The following is a 15,886-nucleotide window of genomic DNA, read 5'->3' as shown; positions in this document are numbered from 1 at the left end:
CCGGTTCGTCAGGCGGTCTCGCGGACGGACCGGGCCAGCGTGGTCAGGCCCTCGTCCAGTTCGTCCGGGGTGATGGTCAGGGCCGGCAGGAGCTTGACGACCTCGCTCTCCGGGCCGGACGTCTCGATCAGCAGGCCGAGTTCGAAGGCGCGCCGGGCGACCCGCTCGGCGCGGGACTTGTCGTGGAACTCCATGCCCCACACCAGGCCGCGGCCCCGGTACTCCTTGACCTCGTCGGCGTTCTCCTCGGCGATGGCGGCGAGCGCCTGCTCGACCTGCTCACCCCGCTTGCGGGTCTGCTTCTCCATCGCCGCCCCGTCGGCCCAGTACGCCTCCAGGGTGGCGGTCGCCGTGACGAAGGCCGGGTTGTTCCCGCGGAAGGTGCCGTTGTGCTCGCCGGGCTCCCAGACGTCCAGCTCGGGCTTGAACAGGGTCAGCGCCATGGGCAGGCCGTAGCCGCTGATGGACTTGGACACGGTGACGACGTCCGGCGTGATGCCCGCCTCCTCGAAGGAGAAGAAGGCACCGGTGCGGCCGCAGCCCATCTGGATGTCGTCGACGATCAGCAGCATGTCCTGGCGCTCGCACAGGTCGGCGAGCGCCCGCAGCCACTCGGGCCGGGCCACGTTGATGCCGCCCTCGCCCTGCACCGTCTCGACGATCACGGCGGCCGGCTTGTTCAGGCCGGAGCCCTGGTCCTCGAGGATGCGCTCGAACCACAGGAAGTCCGGGACCTGGCCGTCGAAGTAGTTGTCGAACGGCATCGGCGTGCTGTGCACCAGCGGGACGCCGGCGCCGGCCCGCTTGAAGGCGTTGCCGGTCACCGCGAGCGAGCCCAGCGACATGCCGTGGAAGGCGTTGGTGAACGACACGATCGCCTCGCGCCCCTTCACCTTCCGGGCCAGCTTCAGCGCGGACTCCACCGCGTTGGTACCCGTCGGGCCCGGGAACATGACCTTGTACGGCAGGTCGCGCGGGCGCAGGATCCAGTTCTGGAAGGACTCCAGGAAGGCGCGCTTGGCGCTGGTCGACATGTCCAGTCCGTGCGTGACACCGTCACGCTCCAGGTAGTCGATCAGCGCCCGTTTCAGGACGGGGTTGTTGTGCCCGTAGTTGAGTGAGCCTGCTCCGGCGAAGAAGTCGAGGTACTCGTGGCCGTCCTCGTCGTACATGCGGCTGCCGTGCGCACGGTCGAAGACGGTGGGCCAGCCGCGGCAGTAGCTGCGCACCTCGGACTCGAGGGTCTCGAAGACGCTGAGGTCGGGCTGGGTGATGGTCACGACGAATCGCTCCTCGGTGGCGTGGGAGGTCAGAGGAAGTCGGGCGGTCGGGGAGTCGTGCGGTGTGCGCTCGGGGGCCGGTCGGCGCCGGTGGTCCGTGGGCGTCGGTCGGCGGTCGGTCGCTTGTCGTCGGTCGTCGGTCGTCGGTCGGCGTCGGGGCGGGTCGGCGTCGGTCGGCGCGCGCTGTGCGTTCGCGCTGGTCATTCACGCTGGTCGGTCACGCTGGTCGGTCACGCGGTTGCCGGTCGGCGGCTGGTCGCCGGACGGCCGCGCGACGGCCGTCGGTCAGTCCGTGAGGGGGCCGATGCGGTACAGCACCTCGGGGTCGTGCGGCCCGTCCGGGAAGTGGGCGGTCTCGAAGAGCACCTCGCGCTCCAGCCGGGCGCCGTGACGCTCGGCGAACGCGGTGAACAGGCGCTCGGAGGCGGTGTTGCCGGGGGTGATGGTGGTCTCCACCGTGGTCACCCCGTGCTCCGCGGCGGTCCGGGCGACCAGTCCGTCCAGCAGAGCGGCGGCCAGGCCGCGGCCGCGGTGCTTCTCGTCCACCGCCACCTGCCAGACCAGCAGGGTGCCGGGGCTGTCGGGCCGGACGTAGCCGGTGACGAAGCCGATCGGCTCACCGCCCTGGTCACGGACCACGGCCGATGTGGCGGCGAAGTCCCGGCACCACAGCAGATAGCTGTACGACGAGTTCAGGTCGAGGACCTTCGAGTCCCTGGCTATCCGCCACAGCACGGCTCCGTCCGCCACGGTCGGGCGGTCGATTTGCAGGTCTGCTTGTGCGGCAGTCATGGAATTTGAACTTACCCAGGTAAATTCAAAATTGCATCGCCTGACGGGGTTACGGAAGAGCTTGGCCTGTGTTATCGCGCGTGCGTGCGTGCCCGCGTGAGGGACCGGCGGAATGCCCCGTTTTCCTGCGGAAATAAGGGACGGACCGGGCGGGCTGTGGAGCCGGTCACAACTGGATAACAGCCCCGAGGGATGTCCGGAATGCGCGGCTTATCGTTCTTGAAATTGGGGCGTTTAGGTCCGCGAGAAGCGGGCAGAAGCGAATGGGAAGCTGCTCTCGGAGGTAATAGAGAGATAAGCCAAGAATATCGCCGGAGAATATGCACGGATGCAGGTGCGGGACAATGCGGCTGTCCCGTGGAATTTCATGCGCCGGTCACTCCGTCGATGCGCTCCCGCAGAAGATCGGCGTGCCCGTTGTGCCGCGCGTACTCCTCGATGAGATGGATGTACACCCACCGCAGGCTCACCTCCGCACCGGCGACCGGCCCGTCCACCATCCGGCCGGTGTCCTCCAGCGATCGCCCGGCGCACAGCTCACGCCCGCGCTCGACCTCGCGGCGCCAGATGCCGACCGCCTCGTCGAGCCCCCGCGCGGGATCGAGCGCGTAACCCGTCGGATCCTCGAACACCGGCGGCACGTCGAGCCCCGCGACCACCCGCTGGAACCAGTTCCGCTCCACCTCGGCGAGATGCTGCACGAGGCCCAGCAGGGTCAGCACGGAGGGCTCGACGGACGCGCGCCGCACCTGCGCGTCGTCGAGCCCCGAGCACTTCAGCAGCAGCGTGCCCCGGTGAAAGTCCAGCCACCCCTCCAGCATCAGCCGCTCGTCACCGGTCAGCGGCGGAATCGCCCGCCCGTCGGGCAGTGTCTGCGAGGTCTGCAGGGATCCGGGAGCACCGTCAGCCATGAGTGCAGCATGGCACGCCGCCCGACACCGACCGACCCGATCACGCCACGGCCGGCCCCCCGGCGAGCAGGGGGTGACGAGCGACCCTGCCGGGGAGCGAGCGCCCCCCTGCGGCCCTGTGGCCCTGCGGCCCTGTGGCCCTGCGGCCCTGTGGCCCTGCGGGCCGCCGGCCTCGGCGCCCCTGGGGCGCGAGCCGAGGCCCCTACGGTCCTGCGGGCCCCGGTCGCGCGTCAGCGCCAGGCTTCTTCCGCGGCGCGCAGTGCGCCCTGTACGTCCACTTCGAGGTTCTGTTCCGCGAGGGCCGTGCCCAGGGCGGTCAGGCTTGCTCGTACGACGCCGCGGGTTGCGTCCGGGCCGTAGTGGTTGACGCGGATCATCTCGCGGGCCAGCGTGCCGCCGCCCGCGCTGAGTGGGAGCGCCGGGTCCGCGGCGAGCGCCCGGGCCACCAGGTCCGCGGCCACGGTGCCCTCCGGGGCCCGCAGGGTCGTGGCGACCGGGGCCGCCTCGCGGGCGTCGTGCACGTACGGCTGCAGGCCGCCGCCCAGGGCGAGGGCCCCCGCCCGGGTGGCCGCCGCGGCGGAGGCGTGGCGGGCCATCACCGCGTCCAGACCGTCCGCCTCGATCCGCTCCAGGCAGGCCTCCAGCGCCAGCATCTCCAGCTGCGCCGGCGCGAACAGCAGCGCCTTGCGGCCGCCGTCGATCCACCGCTCCTTCCAGTCCAGCAGCGACAGATACGACCGGCGCGGCGCCTTCGGGTTCGCGGCCATCCGGGCCCAGGCCCGCTCGCTCACCGACACCGCCGACACCCCGGCCGGGCCGCCCATCGCCTTCTGCGCCCCGATCACGCACAGGTCGACGCCCCAGGCGTCCGGCAGTACCGGCTCGGCGCCGATCGAGGCGACCGCGTCCAGGTAGAACAGCGCCCCGTGCGCCCGCACCACCTCGCCGATCTCCGCGACCGGGTTGGTGTTCCCGGTGGCCGCCTCGGCGTGCACCAGGGACACGAAGTCGATCTCCGGATGCTCGGCGAAGGCCTCCCGGATCTGCGCCGCCGTCACTGCCGTGTGGAAGGGCACCGTGAGATCGATCACCGAGGCTCCGCAGTCGCGCAGCCAGTCGCCGAAGGTCTGTCCGTAGGGGCCGGTGATGACGTTCAGCGCGGTCGTGCCGGGACCCGCGCACGCCCGGATCGCGCCTTCCAGCGGCAGCAGCGCCTCGCCCTGCATGATCACGACGTCCTGCTCGGTGCGCAGCAGCCGCGCCACCCGGTCCTCGATCGAGGCGAAGTGCGCGGCGCTCAGCGGGGCCAGGTCGAGGAGGGGGTGGGTCACGGGGGGTCTCTCTCGCTCGCGGGTCGGTCGACGCCACCGAGGGTATCCACCCGCCGGCGACCGCCCGCGCGCCCGGTTCTCAGGTCGGGCGGCCGGTCTTCCCTACGTTTGTTTTGGGCTCCTCAAACATCTCCTTATAATCGGAACCCTTCGTTCCCAACCAGGAGGCCCCCGTGAAGAAGCTCTCCCGGCGCCGGACGCTCGTCCCGGCCGCTCTGACCGCCACCGCCGGGCTGGTGCTCCTGACCGCCTGCACCTCCACCGACGACGGAGGGAGCGGCAGCAAGACCGCCGCCGGCGGCGTCGAGCTCGTCAAGGCGGGCCAACTGACCACCTGCACCCACCTGCCCTACCCGCCGTTCCAGTCGGAGATCGACGGCAGGGTGCAGGGCTTCGACGTGGCGCTGATCGACCTGGTCGCCGACGACCTCGGGGTGAAGCAGCAGATCGTCGACACGCCGTTCGAGAACTTCAAGACCGGCGCCTTCCTCAACTCCGGCGAGTGCGACCTGGCCGCCGCCGGCATGACCATCACCGAGGAACGCAAGAAGAACGTCGACTTCTCCGACCCGTACTTCAACGCCACCCAGGCCGTCCTCGTCCCCAAGGGCAGCGGCGTGAAGTCCCTCGCCGACGTCAAGTCGAAGAAGATCACCCTGGGTGCCCAGGCGCAGACCACCGGTGAGGACTACGCCAAGAGCCAGGGCTTCGACCCCGTCTCCTTCGAGTCCTCCGACGCGGTCCTCAACGGCCTGCGCACCGGCCAGGCCAAGGCCGTCGTCATCGACTACCCGGTGGTCCAGGGCTGGCTGAAGGACAAGGCCAACGCCGACGCCTTCGAGGTCGCCGAGCAGATCGACACCGGCGAGCAGTACGGCTTCACCGTCAAGAAGGGCAACACCGCGCTGCGCGAGGCCATCAACAAGGCCATCGCCGACGCCAAGGCCGACGGCACGTACAAGAAGCTCTACGAGCAGTGGATCGGCCCCTACGACGACTCCGCGGCCTCTCCGTCCGCCTCATGAGCGACACGAAGTCCGACGTCGCGCCCCGCCGCAAGGGCCTGACCCGCCGGCAGAAGCGCAGCCTGTCCCGCGGCATCCAGTACGCCGTCTTCGTCGCGCTGGTGATCCTCTTCGCGGTCTCCGCCGACTGGGGACGGCTGCAGAACCAGTTCGCGCAGCCCGAGATCGCCGACCGGATGTTCCCGGACGTCATCACGCTGGCGCTGAAGAACACCGTGCTCTACACGGTGACCGGCTTCGGCGTCGGGCTCGCGCTCGGCATGGTGATCGCGCTGATGCGGCTGTCGTCGGTCGGGCCCTACCGGTGGCTGGCCGGCATCTACATCGAGATCTTCCGCGGCCTGCCCGCCCTGCTGATCTTCATCTTCATCGGGGTGGCCGTACCGCTCGCCTTCCCCGGCACGGAGATCATCGGCGGCACCTACGGCAAGGTGGCCCTGGCGCTCGGCCTGGTCGCCGCCGCCTACATGGCCGAGACCATCCGCGCCGGCATCCAGGCCGTGCCCAAGGGGCAGATGGAGGCGGCCCGTTCTCTGGGCTTCTCGCCCGCCCGCGCCATGGTCTCCATCATCATCCCGCAGGCCTTCCGGATCATCCTGCCGCCGCTCACCAACGAACTCGTCCTGCTGTTCAAGGACTCCTCGCTGGTGCTGTTCCTCGGCGTCACCCTGGAGGAGCGCGAACTGTCCAAGTTCGGCCGCGACCTGGCCAGCCAGACCGCCAACTCCACGCCGATCCTGGTCGCCGGGCTGTGCTACCTGCTGATCACCATTCCGCTCGGCTTCGTCGTGCGCCGCATGGAGGCCAAGGCACAGGAGGCCGTGCGATGAGCCGCCCCGAGATCCGCGTCAGCGGCCTGCACAAGTCGTTCGGCGACAACCAGGTGCTGCGCGGCATCGACCTGGAGATCGGCCAGGGCGACGTCGTCTGCGTCATCGGACCCTCCGGCTCCGGCAAGTCGACCCTGCTGCGCTGCGTGAACCTGCTCGAGGAGCCCACCAAGGGGCAGGTCTTCGTCGGCGGGGTCGAACTCACCGACCCGGACGTCGACATCGACGCCGTGCGCCGCCGCATCGGCATGGTCTTCCAGCAGTTCAACCTCTTCCCCCACCTCACCGTCACCGAGAACCTCACCCTGCCGCAGCGCCGGGTGCTGCGGCGCGGCAAGGCGGAGGCGGCGCGGGTGGCCGCGGAGAACCTGGCCCGGGTGGGCCTGTCCGAGAAGGCCGACGCCTACCCCTCCTCCCTCTCCGGCGGACAGCAGCAGCGCGTCGCCATCGCCCGCGCGCTGGCGATGGGCCCCGAGGTGATGCTCTTCGACGAGCCGACCTCGGCCCTCGACCCGGAACTGGTCGGCGACGTGCTCGCCGTCATGCGGATGCTCGCCGAGGAGGGCATGACGATGATGGTCGTCACCCACGAGATGAGCTTCGCCCGCGAGGTCGCCGACCGGGTCGTCTTCATGGACGGCGGAGTGATCGTCGAGGACGGCACCCCGGACGAGGTGATCGGCCGCCCCCGGCACGAGCGCACCCGCCACTTCCTGTCCCGCCTGCTGGACCCGGCGATGGCCGAGGTCGAGGAGGGGACCGGGGACCAGGTGAGCAAGTCGCCGTGACCCCTGGCTAGGGTGCCGGATGACCCCTGGCTAGGGTGCCGGGTATGAGTGAACGCGCGGTGCTGCACGTCAAGGGGAGGGTGCTCGTCGGGCCGGAGGAGGTCCGCGACGAACTCTGGGTGATCGGCGGACGGATCTCCTACGACCGCCCCGCCGGCGCCCGTGACATCCGGACCGTCGAGGGCTGGGTCCTGCCCGGACTCGTCGACGCCCACTGCCACGTCGGCCTCGACCGGCACGGCGCGGTCCCCGAGGACGTCGCGGAGAAGCAGGCCCTCACCGACCGCGACGGCGGCGCGCTGCTGCTGCGCGACGCCGGCTCGCCCTCCGACACCCGCTGGATCGACGACCGCGAGGACCTCCCGAAGATCATCCGGGCCGGGCGGCACATCGCCCGCACCCGCCGCTACATCCGCAACTACGCCTGGGAGATCGAGCCGGAGGACCTCGTCGCCCATGTCGCCCAGGAGGCGCGGCGCGGCGACGGCTGGGTGAAGCTGGTCGGCGACTGGATCGACCGCGACCTGGGCGACCTGTCCCCCTGCTGGCCGCGCGAGGCGCTCGAGGCGGCGATCGCCGAGGCGCACCGGCTCGGTGCCCGCGTCACCGCCCACTGCTTCGCCGAGGACTCCCTGCGGGACCTGGTCGAGGCCGGCATCGACTGCATCGAGCACGCCACGGGGCTGACGGACGAGACCATCCCGCTGTTCGCCGAGCGGGGGGTGGCGATCGTGCCCACCCTGGTCAACATCGCCACCTTCCCGGATCTCGCGGCGGGTGGCGAGAAGAAGTTCCCCGACTGGTCGGCCCATATGCGCCGGCTGCACGCGCGCCGCTACGAGACCGTGCGCTCCGCCTACGACGCGGGCATCCCCGTCTTCGTCGGCACCGACGCCGGGGGCAGCCTGCCGCACGGGCTGGCGGCGGCCGAGGTCGGTGAGCTGGTGACGGCCGGCATTCCGCCGCTCGACGCGCTGGCGGCGGGGACCTGGGCCGCCCGTAGGTGGCTTGGCCGGCCCGGGCTGGAGGAGGGTGCTCCGGCGGATCTGGTGGTGTACGAGGCCGACCCGCGTGCGGACGTGCGGGTGCTGACGGATCCGCGCCGGGTGGTGTTGAACGGGCGGGTGGTCGCGTAGGCGCAGGGGCGCGGGGCGCGGGGCGCGAGGTGCGGGGCGCCGGGGCGGGGCGCCGGGGCGGGGCGCCGGGGTGGGGAGCGTGGGATGCGGGGGCGTGCTCGCGCGCTCACCCGGGAGAGGGGGGCCGGGGTGGCGAGGGGGAACGGCCGTGCCTCTGGATTCGAACACCTCGGCGGGATCGCCCCGATGGGGTGAAGTGTCGGCGGATCGCTGACGACCGGCGTGCGCCGCGGACATTCTTTCCGGGTCCCACACGTCTCATGGGGGGTCCCACCACCTTGAACAGCACCAAGTTCCGTATGCCCGCACGCCGTTGGGTCGCCGTCGCCACGGCCACCGTTCTCGCCGCGGGGCCCGCGGCGCTGGCCGGAGCGGGCTCCGTGTATGCCACCGGGGAGCCGGGGGAGACCGGGGAGAAGGGCGGGGCCGGCGCCGTCGTCCTGCGGACCGATCTCGATGTGGCCCTGGCCGGCAAGTCCGTGCACGTTCCGCTTGCGCTCAGCCTCAACGAGGTCAGTGCGCCGCAGAGTGCGCGGAAGACGGCACTCACCGCGAGCCTGGACGGCGTCGACGGGGGGCGTCCGTTCACCGTGCTGCGGGCGGAGGTCGCCGATGCGGTGGCCGCCGTGGAGGGCGGCAAGGCGGAGTCGTCGGCGACGCTGGCGAAGGCGCGGGTGCATGTGCCCGGGCTGCCTCGGCTGGGGCTGATCGAACTGGAGAAGGTCAGCTCCAAGGCGGTCTGTGAGGCGGGGCGTACGCCGTTGGCGTCGGCGACGTTGCCGGGGACGGTGACGGTGCTGGGGAAGCGGGTCCGGCTGACGTCCGATGGGCCGACCGAGGTGAAGGTGCCGGGGGTCGGTGAGGTGCGGCTGGATCTGTCGAAGACGGAGACGACGTCGCGGACGGCGGTGGCTACGGCGTTGCAGCTGAGGGTGTCGGTGAATCCGCTGAAGCTGAATGTTGCCGAGGTGGAGGGCACGGTGACGTTGGTCGAGGCGAGGTGTGAGGCGCCGGGGGTTCAGAAGCAGCAGGAGGAGCGACAGCAGGAGGCTGCGGTTCCGGAGGAGGACTCCGGGGCCGGGGTCGAGCCGCAGGGGGAGCGGGGGGAGAAGGAGCAGGTCGCCAACCTCGCGGAGACGGGCGGTGATTCCGCAACGCCGTATGTTGCGGCGGGGGCCGTTGCGCTGCTGGGGGTTGGTGCGGGGGCGGTGCTGCTGTCCCGTCGCCGGAAGAGCTGACCCGGGTTCCTGGCACCCAACCAGGGGGCTCCGCCCCCTGGACCCCCGGACCTATGCCCGCCCCACCACCCGACTCGGTGGGCTGAAAGGTGAACGGGCCGGGTTGCGCGCCCGTGGGTTGAGGGGCGCCCGAGGTTTGGAGCCCCCTGCTCAGCCGGCGGACAGGGCCTTGTCCAGGGCGTTGAGGAAGCCGTCCGTCGTTGCTCTGTCCCGGACTGCGAGGCGGAGCCAGTTGGTGTCGAGGCCGGGGAATGTGTCGCCGCGGCGGGCTGCGTAGCCGAGGGTGCGGAGGCGGGTGCGGATCTGGGGGGCGTGGGGAAGGCGGATGAGGACGAAGGGGGCCTCGGGGGGTTCCGTCAGGCGCAGGCCGTGCGGGGTGAACCGGCGCAGGCCGGCGACCAGATGGGCGCGGTCCGCCGCGATGCGGTGGGCCGCGCGGTCCGCCTCGGCCAGGGCACAGGGCTCCATGCAGGCCTCCGCCGCGGCGAGGGCCGGCGTGGAGACCGGCCAGAGCGGCTGGGCCCGTTCGAGGTCCGCGATGGTGTCAGGGGAGGCCAGGACGTAGCCGATGCGCAGGCCCGCCAGGCCCCACGTCTTGGTGAGGCTGCGGAGGACCACCAGGCCGGGCAGGTCCGTGCGGCCGGCCAGGGACTCCCGTTCGCCGGGGACCGCGTCCATGAAGGCCTCGTCCACCACCAAGGTGCGTCCGGGGCGGGCCAGTCGGGCCAGTGTCGCGGCCGGGTGCAGGACCGAGGTGGGGTTGGTCGGGTTGCCGATCACCACCAGGTCCGCGTCGTCGGGGACCAGGGCCGGGTCGAGGCGGAAGCCGTCCGGCTCGCGGAGCAGGACCCGGTCCACCGAGTGGCCGGCGTCGCGCAGGGCCGCCTCGGGCTCGGTGAACTGCGGGTGCACCACGACCGGTCGGCGGACCCTCAGTGCGCGGGCCAGGAGGACGAATGCCTCGGCCGCGCCCGCGGTGAGCAGGACCCGTTCGGTGGGCAGGCCGTGCCGGGCCGCCACCGCCGCACGGGCGGCGCGGCCGTCGGGGTAGGCGGCCAGGCCGGACAGGGACGCGGCGATGCGGTCGCGCAGCCAGTCCGGCGGGGTGTTCGCGCGGACGTTCACCGCCAGGTCGGTCAGGGCGGCGCCGTCGTCGCGCACCTCGGCGTCCCCGTGGTGCCGCAGGTCGTGTGCGTCCATCGGCTCAGTGGGCGTGGGAGTGCGAGTGGGCATGGCCGTGTCCGTGTCCGTGATGGTGGTGGCCGTCGTCATCGGGGTGGAAGTGGGGCTGCTGGGGCATGCCGACCTTGTCCTCGAAGCCGGGCAGGGCGATCCGGTAGACGCAGCTGTCGCAGTTCATGCGCAGATCGCCGCGTACGGCCTCCTCGTAGCGTTCCCAGACGAGGTCCAGGAGTTCCTGCTCCGGGCCGATGACGTCCGCGGAGCGCACCTCGGTCGCCGGGTGGGCCGCCGCCCATTCCTCGGCCTGCCGCTTCACGCGTTCCGGGAGGATGCCGGTGAAGAGGAAGTACGGGAGGACGATGACGCGCCGGGCGCCGAGGCGGGCGCAGCGGTCGAGGCCGCTCGGCACGTCGGGCGCCGCCAGCGAGACGAACGCCGTCTCCACGGCCGCGTAGCCGCGTCCCTCCCACAGCAGCCGGGCCGCCTTGAACACCTCCGCGTTGGCGTCCGGGTCCGTGGAGCCGCGTCCCACCAGCAGTACCGTCACCTCGGCCGGGTCCCAGTCGCCGAGCACTTCCGCCAGCCGACGCTCCAGCACGCTCAGCAGCGCGGGGTGCGGGCCCAGCGGGCGGCCGTAGGTGTACGAGATCCCCGGGTGCCGTTCCTTCTCGCGGGCAAGGGCCGCCGGGATGTCGCCCTTGGCGTGGCCGGCCGACACCAGCATCAGCGGCACGGCCGCGAACCGGCGCACCCCTTGGCCGACCAGCTCGGTGACGGCCTCGCCCAGCGGCGGCGGGGACAGCTCGATGAAGCCCCCCGCGACGGGCAGTTCGGGGTGGCGGCGGCCCAGCTCCCGCACGAAGGCGCGGAACGCCTCGGCCCCGGCGTCGTCCCGGGTGCCGTGGCCGGCGATGAGCAGAGCGGGCGGGGTGGTCACAGGTTCTCCTCGGAGGGGTCGGGGGAAACGGGGTGGTACAGCAGGGCGTTGAGCGCGGCGGCGGCCACCGCCGAACCACCCTTCTCGGACAGGTTGCTCACGGCGGGCAGCCCGCTCGCGCGCAGCGCCGCCTTGGACTCGGCCGCGCCGACGAAGCCGACGGGCAGGCCGATGACCAGCGCGGGGGAGGCGTCCAGCGTCAGCAGCTCCTCCAGGGCGGTCGGCGCGCAGCCGATCACCCACAGGGCGCCCGGTCCGACCTCCTCGAAGGCGAGCCGCATGGCGTGCGCCGACCGCGTCAGGCCCGGCCCGGCCTGGGCGTCCTTCAGCCGGCACACGGTCTCGCGGCGGGTGATGCCGGCCGCGACCATCTCCACGTCCACCACGACCGGCGCCCCGGCGTGCAGCGCGGCATGGGCCTTCGTCAGTTCGCCCTCGTCCATGACGAGATCGGAGGCGTACTCGAGATCGGCGGAGGAGTGGATGACCCGCTCCACGACCGCGCGGGTCAGCGGCGGGAAGCGGGAGGTGTCCAGCCGGGCGCGCAGCCTGCGGAAGGACTCCTGCTCGATGGGGTGGACGACGCGGTTCACCGGGCCTCCTGCTTCGCATCCGTCTGCCAGCGGTAGCCGCGCGGCGTCACCATGCGCCCCGCGACGGTCCGGGTCGCGGTGTTGCCCACCGTCACGACCGTCATCATGTCGACCATGGCCGGGTCGATCCCGGCCAATGTGGTGATCCGGCTGGACTCGTCCGGGCGGGAGGCGTTGCGCACCACACCGACCGGGGTCGTCGGCGCCCGGTGCCCGGCGAGGATCGCCAGCGCCTTCGGCAGCTGCCAGTCGCGGCCCCGGCTGCGGGGGTTGTAGAACGTCACCACCAGGTCCGCCTCGGCCGCCGCCCGCACCCGCCGTTCGATGACCTCCCACGGCGTGTGCAGATCGGACAGCGAGATGGAGACATGGTCGTGGCCCAGCGGGGCGCCCAGGATCGCCCCGGCCGCCAGCGCCGCCGTCACACCGGGCACCCCGACCACGTCGATGTCGTCGGACGCCTCCGCGAGCGCCGGCGAGGCCATGGCGTACACACCCGCGTCCCCGCTGCCGATCAGCGCCACCGACTGCCCGCGCCGCGCCTCGGCCACCGCGGTGCGCGCCCGTTCTTCCTCGGCGCCCAGACCGGATTCGACGACCCTGGTGCCGGGCCGCAGCAGATCGCGGATCTGGTCGACGTACTGGTCCAGGCCCACCAGCACCGAGGCGCGCCGCAGTTCCGCCTTCGCGCGCGGGGTCAGCAGGTCGCGGGCGCCCGGTCCGAGTCCGACCACCGCGAGCCGGCCGCGCCCGGGCCGCCGTACCACCGCGCAGGTCGCCATCGCCGACTTGCGCTTGGGGACGAGGAGTTCACCGCCGCGCACGAGCGCCGAGGCCTCAGCGACCGAGGGGGTGCCGACTGCGGCGAGCGGCGCGGCGGACGGGTTGGGCACCTCGACGCGGGCCAGCTCCTCGGCCGGATACGTCACCAGCGGCACGCCGAAGTGCCGGGCCGCGGCCACGATGCCGGGCTCCTCGGCCTTGGCGTCCACCGTGGCGAGCTCCCCGAGCGACGCGGGCGACACCCCGGCCTCCCGCAGCGCCTCCCCGACCAGCGCCAGCACCTCCTCGACGGGGACGCCCCGCGACGCGCCCACGCCGACGACGAGGGACGGCGGACGCAGCACGACCTCCCCCTCACCGGGCGTGACGAGCCGGTCGGTGACGCGGATGGTGTACGTGCCCTGCTCGCCGGCCGGCAGCGGCGGCAGCGGCCAGGCCACCTCGGCATCCAGCGCCACCTCCTCGCCGTCGAGCAGCGCCCGCGACACGGCGGCGACGTCCCCCTCCACCGGCAGGCCCAGCGTGTCCAGTCCCGCCAGGTCCACGGCGTCGGTGGCCGTCGTCACCACCGGCTCGGCGCCCAGCACCTCACCGACCTCACGGGCCAGTTCGTTCGCCCCGCCGGCGTGCCCGCCGAGCAGCGACACGGCGAACCGCCCGCCCTCGTCGACGCACACCACACCCGGGTCGCTCCGCTTGTCCTCCAGCAGCGGCGCCACCAGCCGCACCACCGCCCCGGTGGCCAGGAAGCACACCAGCTGCTCGCACTGGGCGAACGCGGCCCGCACCGCGTCGCGCACCGGACCGTCGTACACCCGCGTCCGGTCCGGCCACGCCGCGGCCAGCCGGTCCCGCGCCGCCGCTCCCGCCGCCGTGGCGGAGATCAGGCCGATCACTGGGCAACTCCTTCACTGTGTGCCGCGGGACGTACGCCCCACAGCAGGAAAACGGGATTGGCCGCCGCCAGCCGGGTCACATCGCCCGGCAGCGGCGCCAGCCGCGACGACTGCAACAGCACCCCGTCGCAGGCGAGTCCGGCCGCGGTGAGCGCCGCGCGAGCGGCCGGTACCCGGTCCAGCGCGGCCATGGCGACGACCACGGTCCGCCGGGCGCGCCGCGCGCAGGCGGTGACGACGGCGGGCAGCTCCCGCCCGCCCCCGCCGACGAACACGGCGTCGGGATCGTCGAGTTCCTCCAGCGCGGCCGGGGCCGTGCCGTGCACCACGCGCACATCGACGCCGTGCGCGGCCGCGTTGGCGCGGATCCGCTCCACCCCGTCCGCGGCCTTCTCCACGGCGACGGCGGCGGCACCCAGCCGCGCGCACTCCACGGCCACCGAACCCGACCCGGCGCCCACGTCCCACACCAGCTCACCGGGGCGCGGACCGAGCCGGGCCAGCGCCAGCGCCCGCACCTCGAACTTGGTGATCATCGAGTCCCGGTGGGTGAACTCCGCCTCGTCCAGCGCCCACCCGGCGGGCCGCTCGAACCCGCCCGCCACGGTCCGCACCGGCCCGAGGGCCCGCGACTGGTCCAGGCACAGCACCACGTTCACGGCCGTGCCCCAGTCCCGCGCGGTGGCCTCGGCGAGCGTGACCCGCTCCACCCGCTCGCGCACCGGGTCGCCCAGCGCCGACGCCACCACCAGCACCCGGCCGGGGCAGTGCTCGGCCAGCGCCGCCCCCAGCTCCGCCGGACCGGCGCCCGGACCGGTCAGCACGGCCACCTTCGGATGTGCCCGGCACAGCTGGACGGCCGTCCGGGCGTCCCGCCCGTGCGCGCTGACCACCACCGCGTCGTCCCAGGGCAGCCCGAGGCGCGCGAACGCGGCGGCCACCGACGACACCCCGGGCCGCACCCGCAGCACCTCGGGACCGAAGCGCTCGGCCAGCGCCCGCACGATCCCGAAGAACCCCGGATCCCCCGACGCCAGCACCACCACCGGACGCCCCTCCGCCACGCATCCGGCGATCCTCTCCAGTGCCGGCGCCAGCGGACCCAGCACGACCCGCTCGGCGGTCCCCGGCAGCGCGACGGCCTCCAGATGCCGCCGCCCGCCCACGACGAGTGCGGCATCGGCGAGCAGCTCCTGAGGAACGTGCGCCCCTGAGGCATCCGTCCCCATTCCGGCCACGGTGATCATGTGCCGGCACCCCGCGACCGCAGCGCCCGCCGCGCCTCCGGGTCGGCCTTGCGGTACCCGTGGAAGTGACCCGGGTGGTACAGATGCGACCGCGTGCCGTGCGCGTCCAGCGCCGGGCCCACCAGGAACAAGGTGTGCTTCCACAGCTTGTGCCGCTTGACCGTCTCCTCCAGCGTGCCGATCGTGCACTTGACGATCAGCTCCTCCGGCCAGGTCGCCTGGTACGCCACCACCACCGGCGTGGTCGTCGGATAGCCGCCCTCCAGCAGCTCCCGCACCAGCTGGCCGCTGCGCGCCGCCGACAGGAAGACCGCCATGGTGGTGCCGTGCCGGGCGAACTCGCGGACCTCCTCACCGGGCGGCATCGGCGTCTTGCCACCGCCCAGCCGGGTCAGCACCACCGACTGCGCGATCTCCGGAATCGTCAGCTCCCGCTGCGCCAGCGCGGCGACCGCGGAGAACGACGACACGCCCGGCACGACCTCCGTCTCGATGCCGATCTCCCGGCACCGGTCCAGCTGCTCCTGGGTGCCGCCCCACAGAGCGGGATCACCGGAGTGGATCCGGGCCACCTTCAGCCCCTGGGCGTGCGCCCGCTCGTACACGGCGACGACGTCCTCCAGCGACATCGTCGCCGAGTCGAGGATCTCCGCGCCCTCCCGCGCATGCTCCAGCACCTCGGCCTGCACCAGGCTGGCCGCCCAGATCACGACGTCGGCCTCGGCGATGGCACGCGCGGCCCGGAACGTCAGCAGATCGGCGGCACCGGGGCCGGCGCCGACGAAGGTCACCTTGCCGGTGGGGGCATCGGCCATGGGAATCGGTCCTCTCCTGCGGGACGAGCGAGACAAGGGGGGTCACAAAGTGGGCGGGGCAGCGGCTGTCACACGTGCGCGAGCCGCTGCCGATCGGATACG

General features: G+C 72.8%; 15 protein-coding genes. 5 read left to right on the top strand and 10 right to left on the bottom strand.

What is annotated here, in order from left to right; all coding sequences use genetic code 11:
• Window positions 1–8: 8 nt before the first annotated feature.
• From ectB to ABD198_RS07140, 4 genes are all read right to left on the bottom strand, one after another.
• Window positions 9–1,280 (bottom strand): diaminobutyrate--2-oxoglutarate transaminase, encoded by a 1,272-nt coding sequence (ectB, locus tag ABD198_RS07155; protein ID WP_343998591.1) that lies wholly within the window; start codon window positions 1,278–1,280, stop codon window positions 9–11.
• Window positions 1,281–1,565: 285 nt separating this feature from the next.
• A complete protein-coding gene (ectA, locus tag ABD198_RS07150; RefSeq protein ID WP_343998589.1) occupies window positions 1,566–2,072 on the bottom strand; it encodes a diaminobutyrate acetyltransferase in 507 nt (168 codons plus the stop codon).
• Window positions 2,073–2,437: 365 nt separating this feature from the next.
• Window positions 2,438–2,983: a DinB family protein gene (locus tag ABD198_RS07145; RefSeq protein ID WP_343998587.1), complete on the bottom strand. Its 546-nt coding sequence runs from the start codon at window positions 2,981–2,983 to the stop codon at window positions 2,438–2,440.
• Between the two features lie 230 nt (window positions 2,984–3,213).
• Window positions 3,214–4,314: a pyridoxal-phosphate-dependent aminotransferase family protein gene (locus ABD198_RS07140; protein ID WP_343998585.1), complete on the bottom strand. Its 1,101-nt coding sequence runs from the start codon at window positions 4,312–4,314 to the stop codon at window positions 3,214–3,216.
• 173 nt (window positions 4,315–4,487) lie between these two features.
• Here ABD198_RS07140 and ABD198_RS07135 point away from each other — a divergent pair, with 173 nt between their 5' ends.
• From ABD198_RS07135 to ABD198_RS07115, 5 genes are all read left to right on the top strand, one after another.
• Window positions 4,488–5,339, top strand: a complete 852-nt coding sequence (locus ABD198_RS07135; RefSeq protein WP_343998583.1) for a transporter substrate-binding domain-containing protein — start codon at window positions 4,488–4,490, stop codon at window positions 5,337–5,339.
• Entirely contained in the window at window positions 5,336–6,169 is an 834-nt protein-coding gene (locus tag ABD198_RS07130; RefSeq protein WP_343998581.1) for an amino acid ABC transporter permease, read from the top strand. The genes ABD198_RS07135 and ABD198_RS07130 overlap by 4 nt, the downstream gene beginning before the upstream one ends.
• Window positions 6,166–6,957 carry an amino acid ABC transporter ATP-binding protein gene (locus tag ABD198_RS07125; protein WP_343998579.1) on the top strand — a complete coding sequence of 264 codons (792 nt, stop codon included), beginning with the start codon at window positions 6,166–6,168 and terminating at the stop codon, window positions 6,955–6,957. Before ABD198_RS07130 ends, ABD198_RS07125 begins: the two co-directional genes overlap by 4 nt.
• Window positions 6,958–7,001: 44 nt before the next feature.
• Entirely contained in the window at window positions 7,002–8,093 is a 1,092-nt protein-coding gene (locus ABD198_RS07120) for an amidohydrolase family protein (RefSeq protein ID WP_343998577.1), read from the top strand.
• 299 nt (window positions 8,094–8,392) lie between these two features.
• On the top strand, window positions 8,393–9,331 hold the full coding sequence (locus ABD198_RS07115) for an SCO1860 family LAETG-anchored protein (RefSeq protein WP_343998575.1): 939 nt from the start codon (window positions 8,393–8,395) through the stop codon (window positions 9,329–9,331).
• A gap of 150 nt (window positions 9,332–9,481) precedes the next feature.
• Here the strand turns inward: ABD198_RS07115 and cobC are convergent, their stop codons facing one another.
• From cobC to cobM, 6 genes are read right to left on the bottom strand one after another with little or no spacing between them, the layout of a single operon-like run.
• Complete coding sequence (gene cobC / locus ABD198_RS07110; protein ID WP_425580429.1) at window positions 9,482–10,564, bottom strand: Rv2231c family histidinol phosphate aminotransferase CobC; 1,083 nt, start codon at window positions 10,562–10,564, stop codon at window positions 9,482–9,484.
• Window positions 10,536–11,450 (bottom strand): sirohydrochlorin chelatase, encoded by a 915-nt coding sequence (locus ABD198_RS07105; protein WP_343998571.1) that lies wholly within the window; start codon window positions 11,448–11,450, stop codon window positions 10,536–10,538. Before ABD198_RS07105 ends, cobC begins: the two co-directional genes overlap by 29 nt.
• The gene (locus ABD198_RS07100) at window positions 11,447–12,043 is read right to left on the bottom strand and encodes a precorrin-8X methylmutase (protein WP_343998569.1); all 597 of its coding nucleotides are present in this window, start codon (window positions 12,041–12,043) and stop codon (window positions 11,447–11,449) included. The genes ABD198_RS07105 and ABD198_RS07100 overlap by 4 nt, the downstream gene beginning before the upstream one ends.
• Window positions 12,040–13,722 carry a precorrin-3B C(17)-methyltransferase gene (gene cobJ, locus ABD198_RS07095; RefSeq protein ID WP_343998567.1) on the bottom strand — a complete coding sequence of 561 codons (1,683 nt, stop codon included), beginning with the start codon at window positions 13,720–13,722 and terminating at the stop codon, window positions 12,040–12,042. Before cobJ ends, ABD198_RS07100 begins: the two co-directional genes overlap by 4 nt.
• On the bottom strand, window positions 13,719–14,969 hold the full coding sequence (gene cbiE, locus ABD198_RS07090) for a precorrin-6y C5,15-methyltransferase (decarboxylating) subunit CbiE (RefSeq protein WP_343998565.1): 1,251 nt from the start codon (window positions 14,967–14,969) through the stop codon (window positions 13,719–13,721). Before cbiE ends, cobJ begins: the two co-directional genes overlap by 4 nt.
• On the bottom strand, window positions 14,966–15,784 hold the full coding sequence (gene cobM, locus ABD198_RS07085) for a precorrin-4 C(11)-methyltransferase (RefSeq protein ID WP_343998563.1): 819 nt from the start codon (window positions 15,782–15,784) through the stop codon (window positions 14,966–14,968). The genes cbiE and cobM overlap by 4 nt, the downstream gene beginning before the upstream one ends.
• Window positions 15,785–15,886 lie beyond the last annotated feature (102 nt).

The sequence above is a fragment of the Streptomyces thermocarboxydovorans genome, from assembly GCF_039524635.1.
Taxonomy (GTDB): Bacteria; Actinomycetota; Actinomycetes; order Streptomycetales; family Streptomycetaceae; genus Streptomyces; species Streptomyces thermocarboxydovorans.
This window is presented reverse-complemented; position numbering and strand designations above follow the sequence as displayed.

Coding starts and splice junctions, on each gene's coding strand:
- ABD198_RS07115 (WP_343998575.1), top strand. CDS start 8,393: ATGCCCGCACGCCGTTGGGTCGCCGTCGCCACGGCCACCGTTCTCGCC.
- ABD198_RS07145 (WP_343998587.1), bottom strand. CDS start 2,983: ATGGCTGACGGTGCTCCCGGATCCCTGCAGACCTCGCAGACACTGCCC.
- cobC (WP_425580429.1), bottom strand. CDS start 10,564: ATGCCCACTCGCACTCCCACGCCCACTGAGCCGATGGACGCACACGAC.
- ABD198_RS07120 (WP_343998577.1), top strand. CDS start 7,002: ATGAGTGAACGCGCGGTGCTGCACGTCAAGGGGAGGGTGCTCGTCGGG.
- ABD198_RS07125 (WP_343998579.1), top strand. CDS start 6,166: ATGAGCCGCCCCGAGATCCGCGTCAGCGGCCTGCACAAGTCGTTCGGC.
- ectA (WP_343998589.1), bottom strand. CDS start 2,072: ATGACTGCCGCACAAGCAGACCTGCAAATCGACCGCCCGACCGTGGCG.
- cbiE (WP_343998565.1), bottom strand. CDS start 14,969: ATGATCACCGTGGCCGGAATGGGGACGGATGCCTCAGGGGCGCACGTT.
- cobM (WP_343998563.1), bottom strand. CDS start 15,784: ATGGCCGATGCCCCCACCGGCAAGGTGACCTTCGTCGGCGCCGGCCCC.
- ABD198_RS07130 (WP_343998581.1), top strand. CDS start 5,336: ATGAGCGACACGAAGTCCGACGTCGCGCCCCGCCGCAAGGGCCTGACC.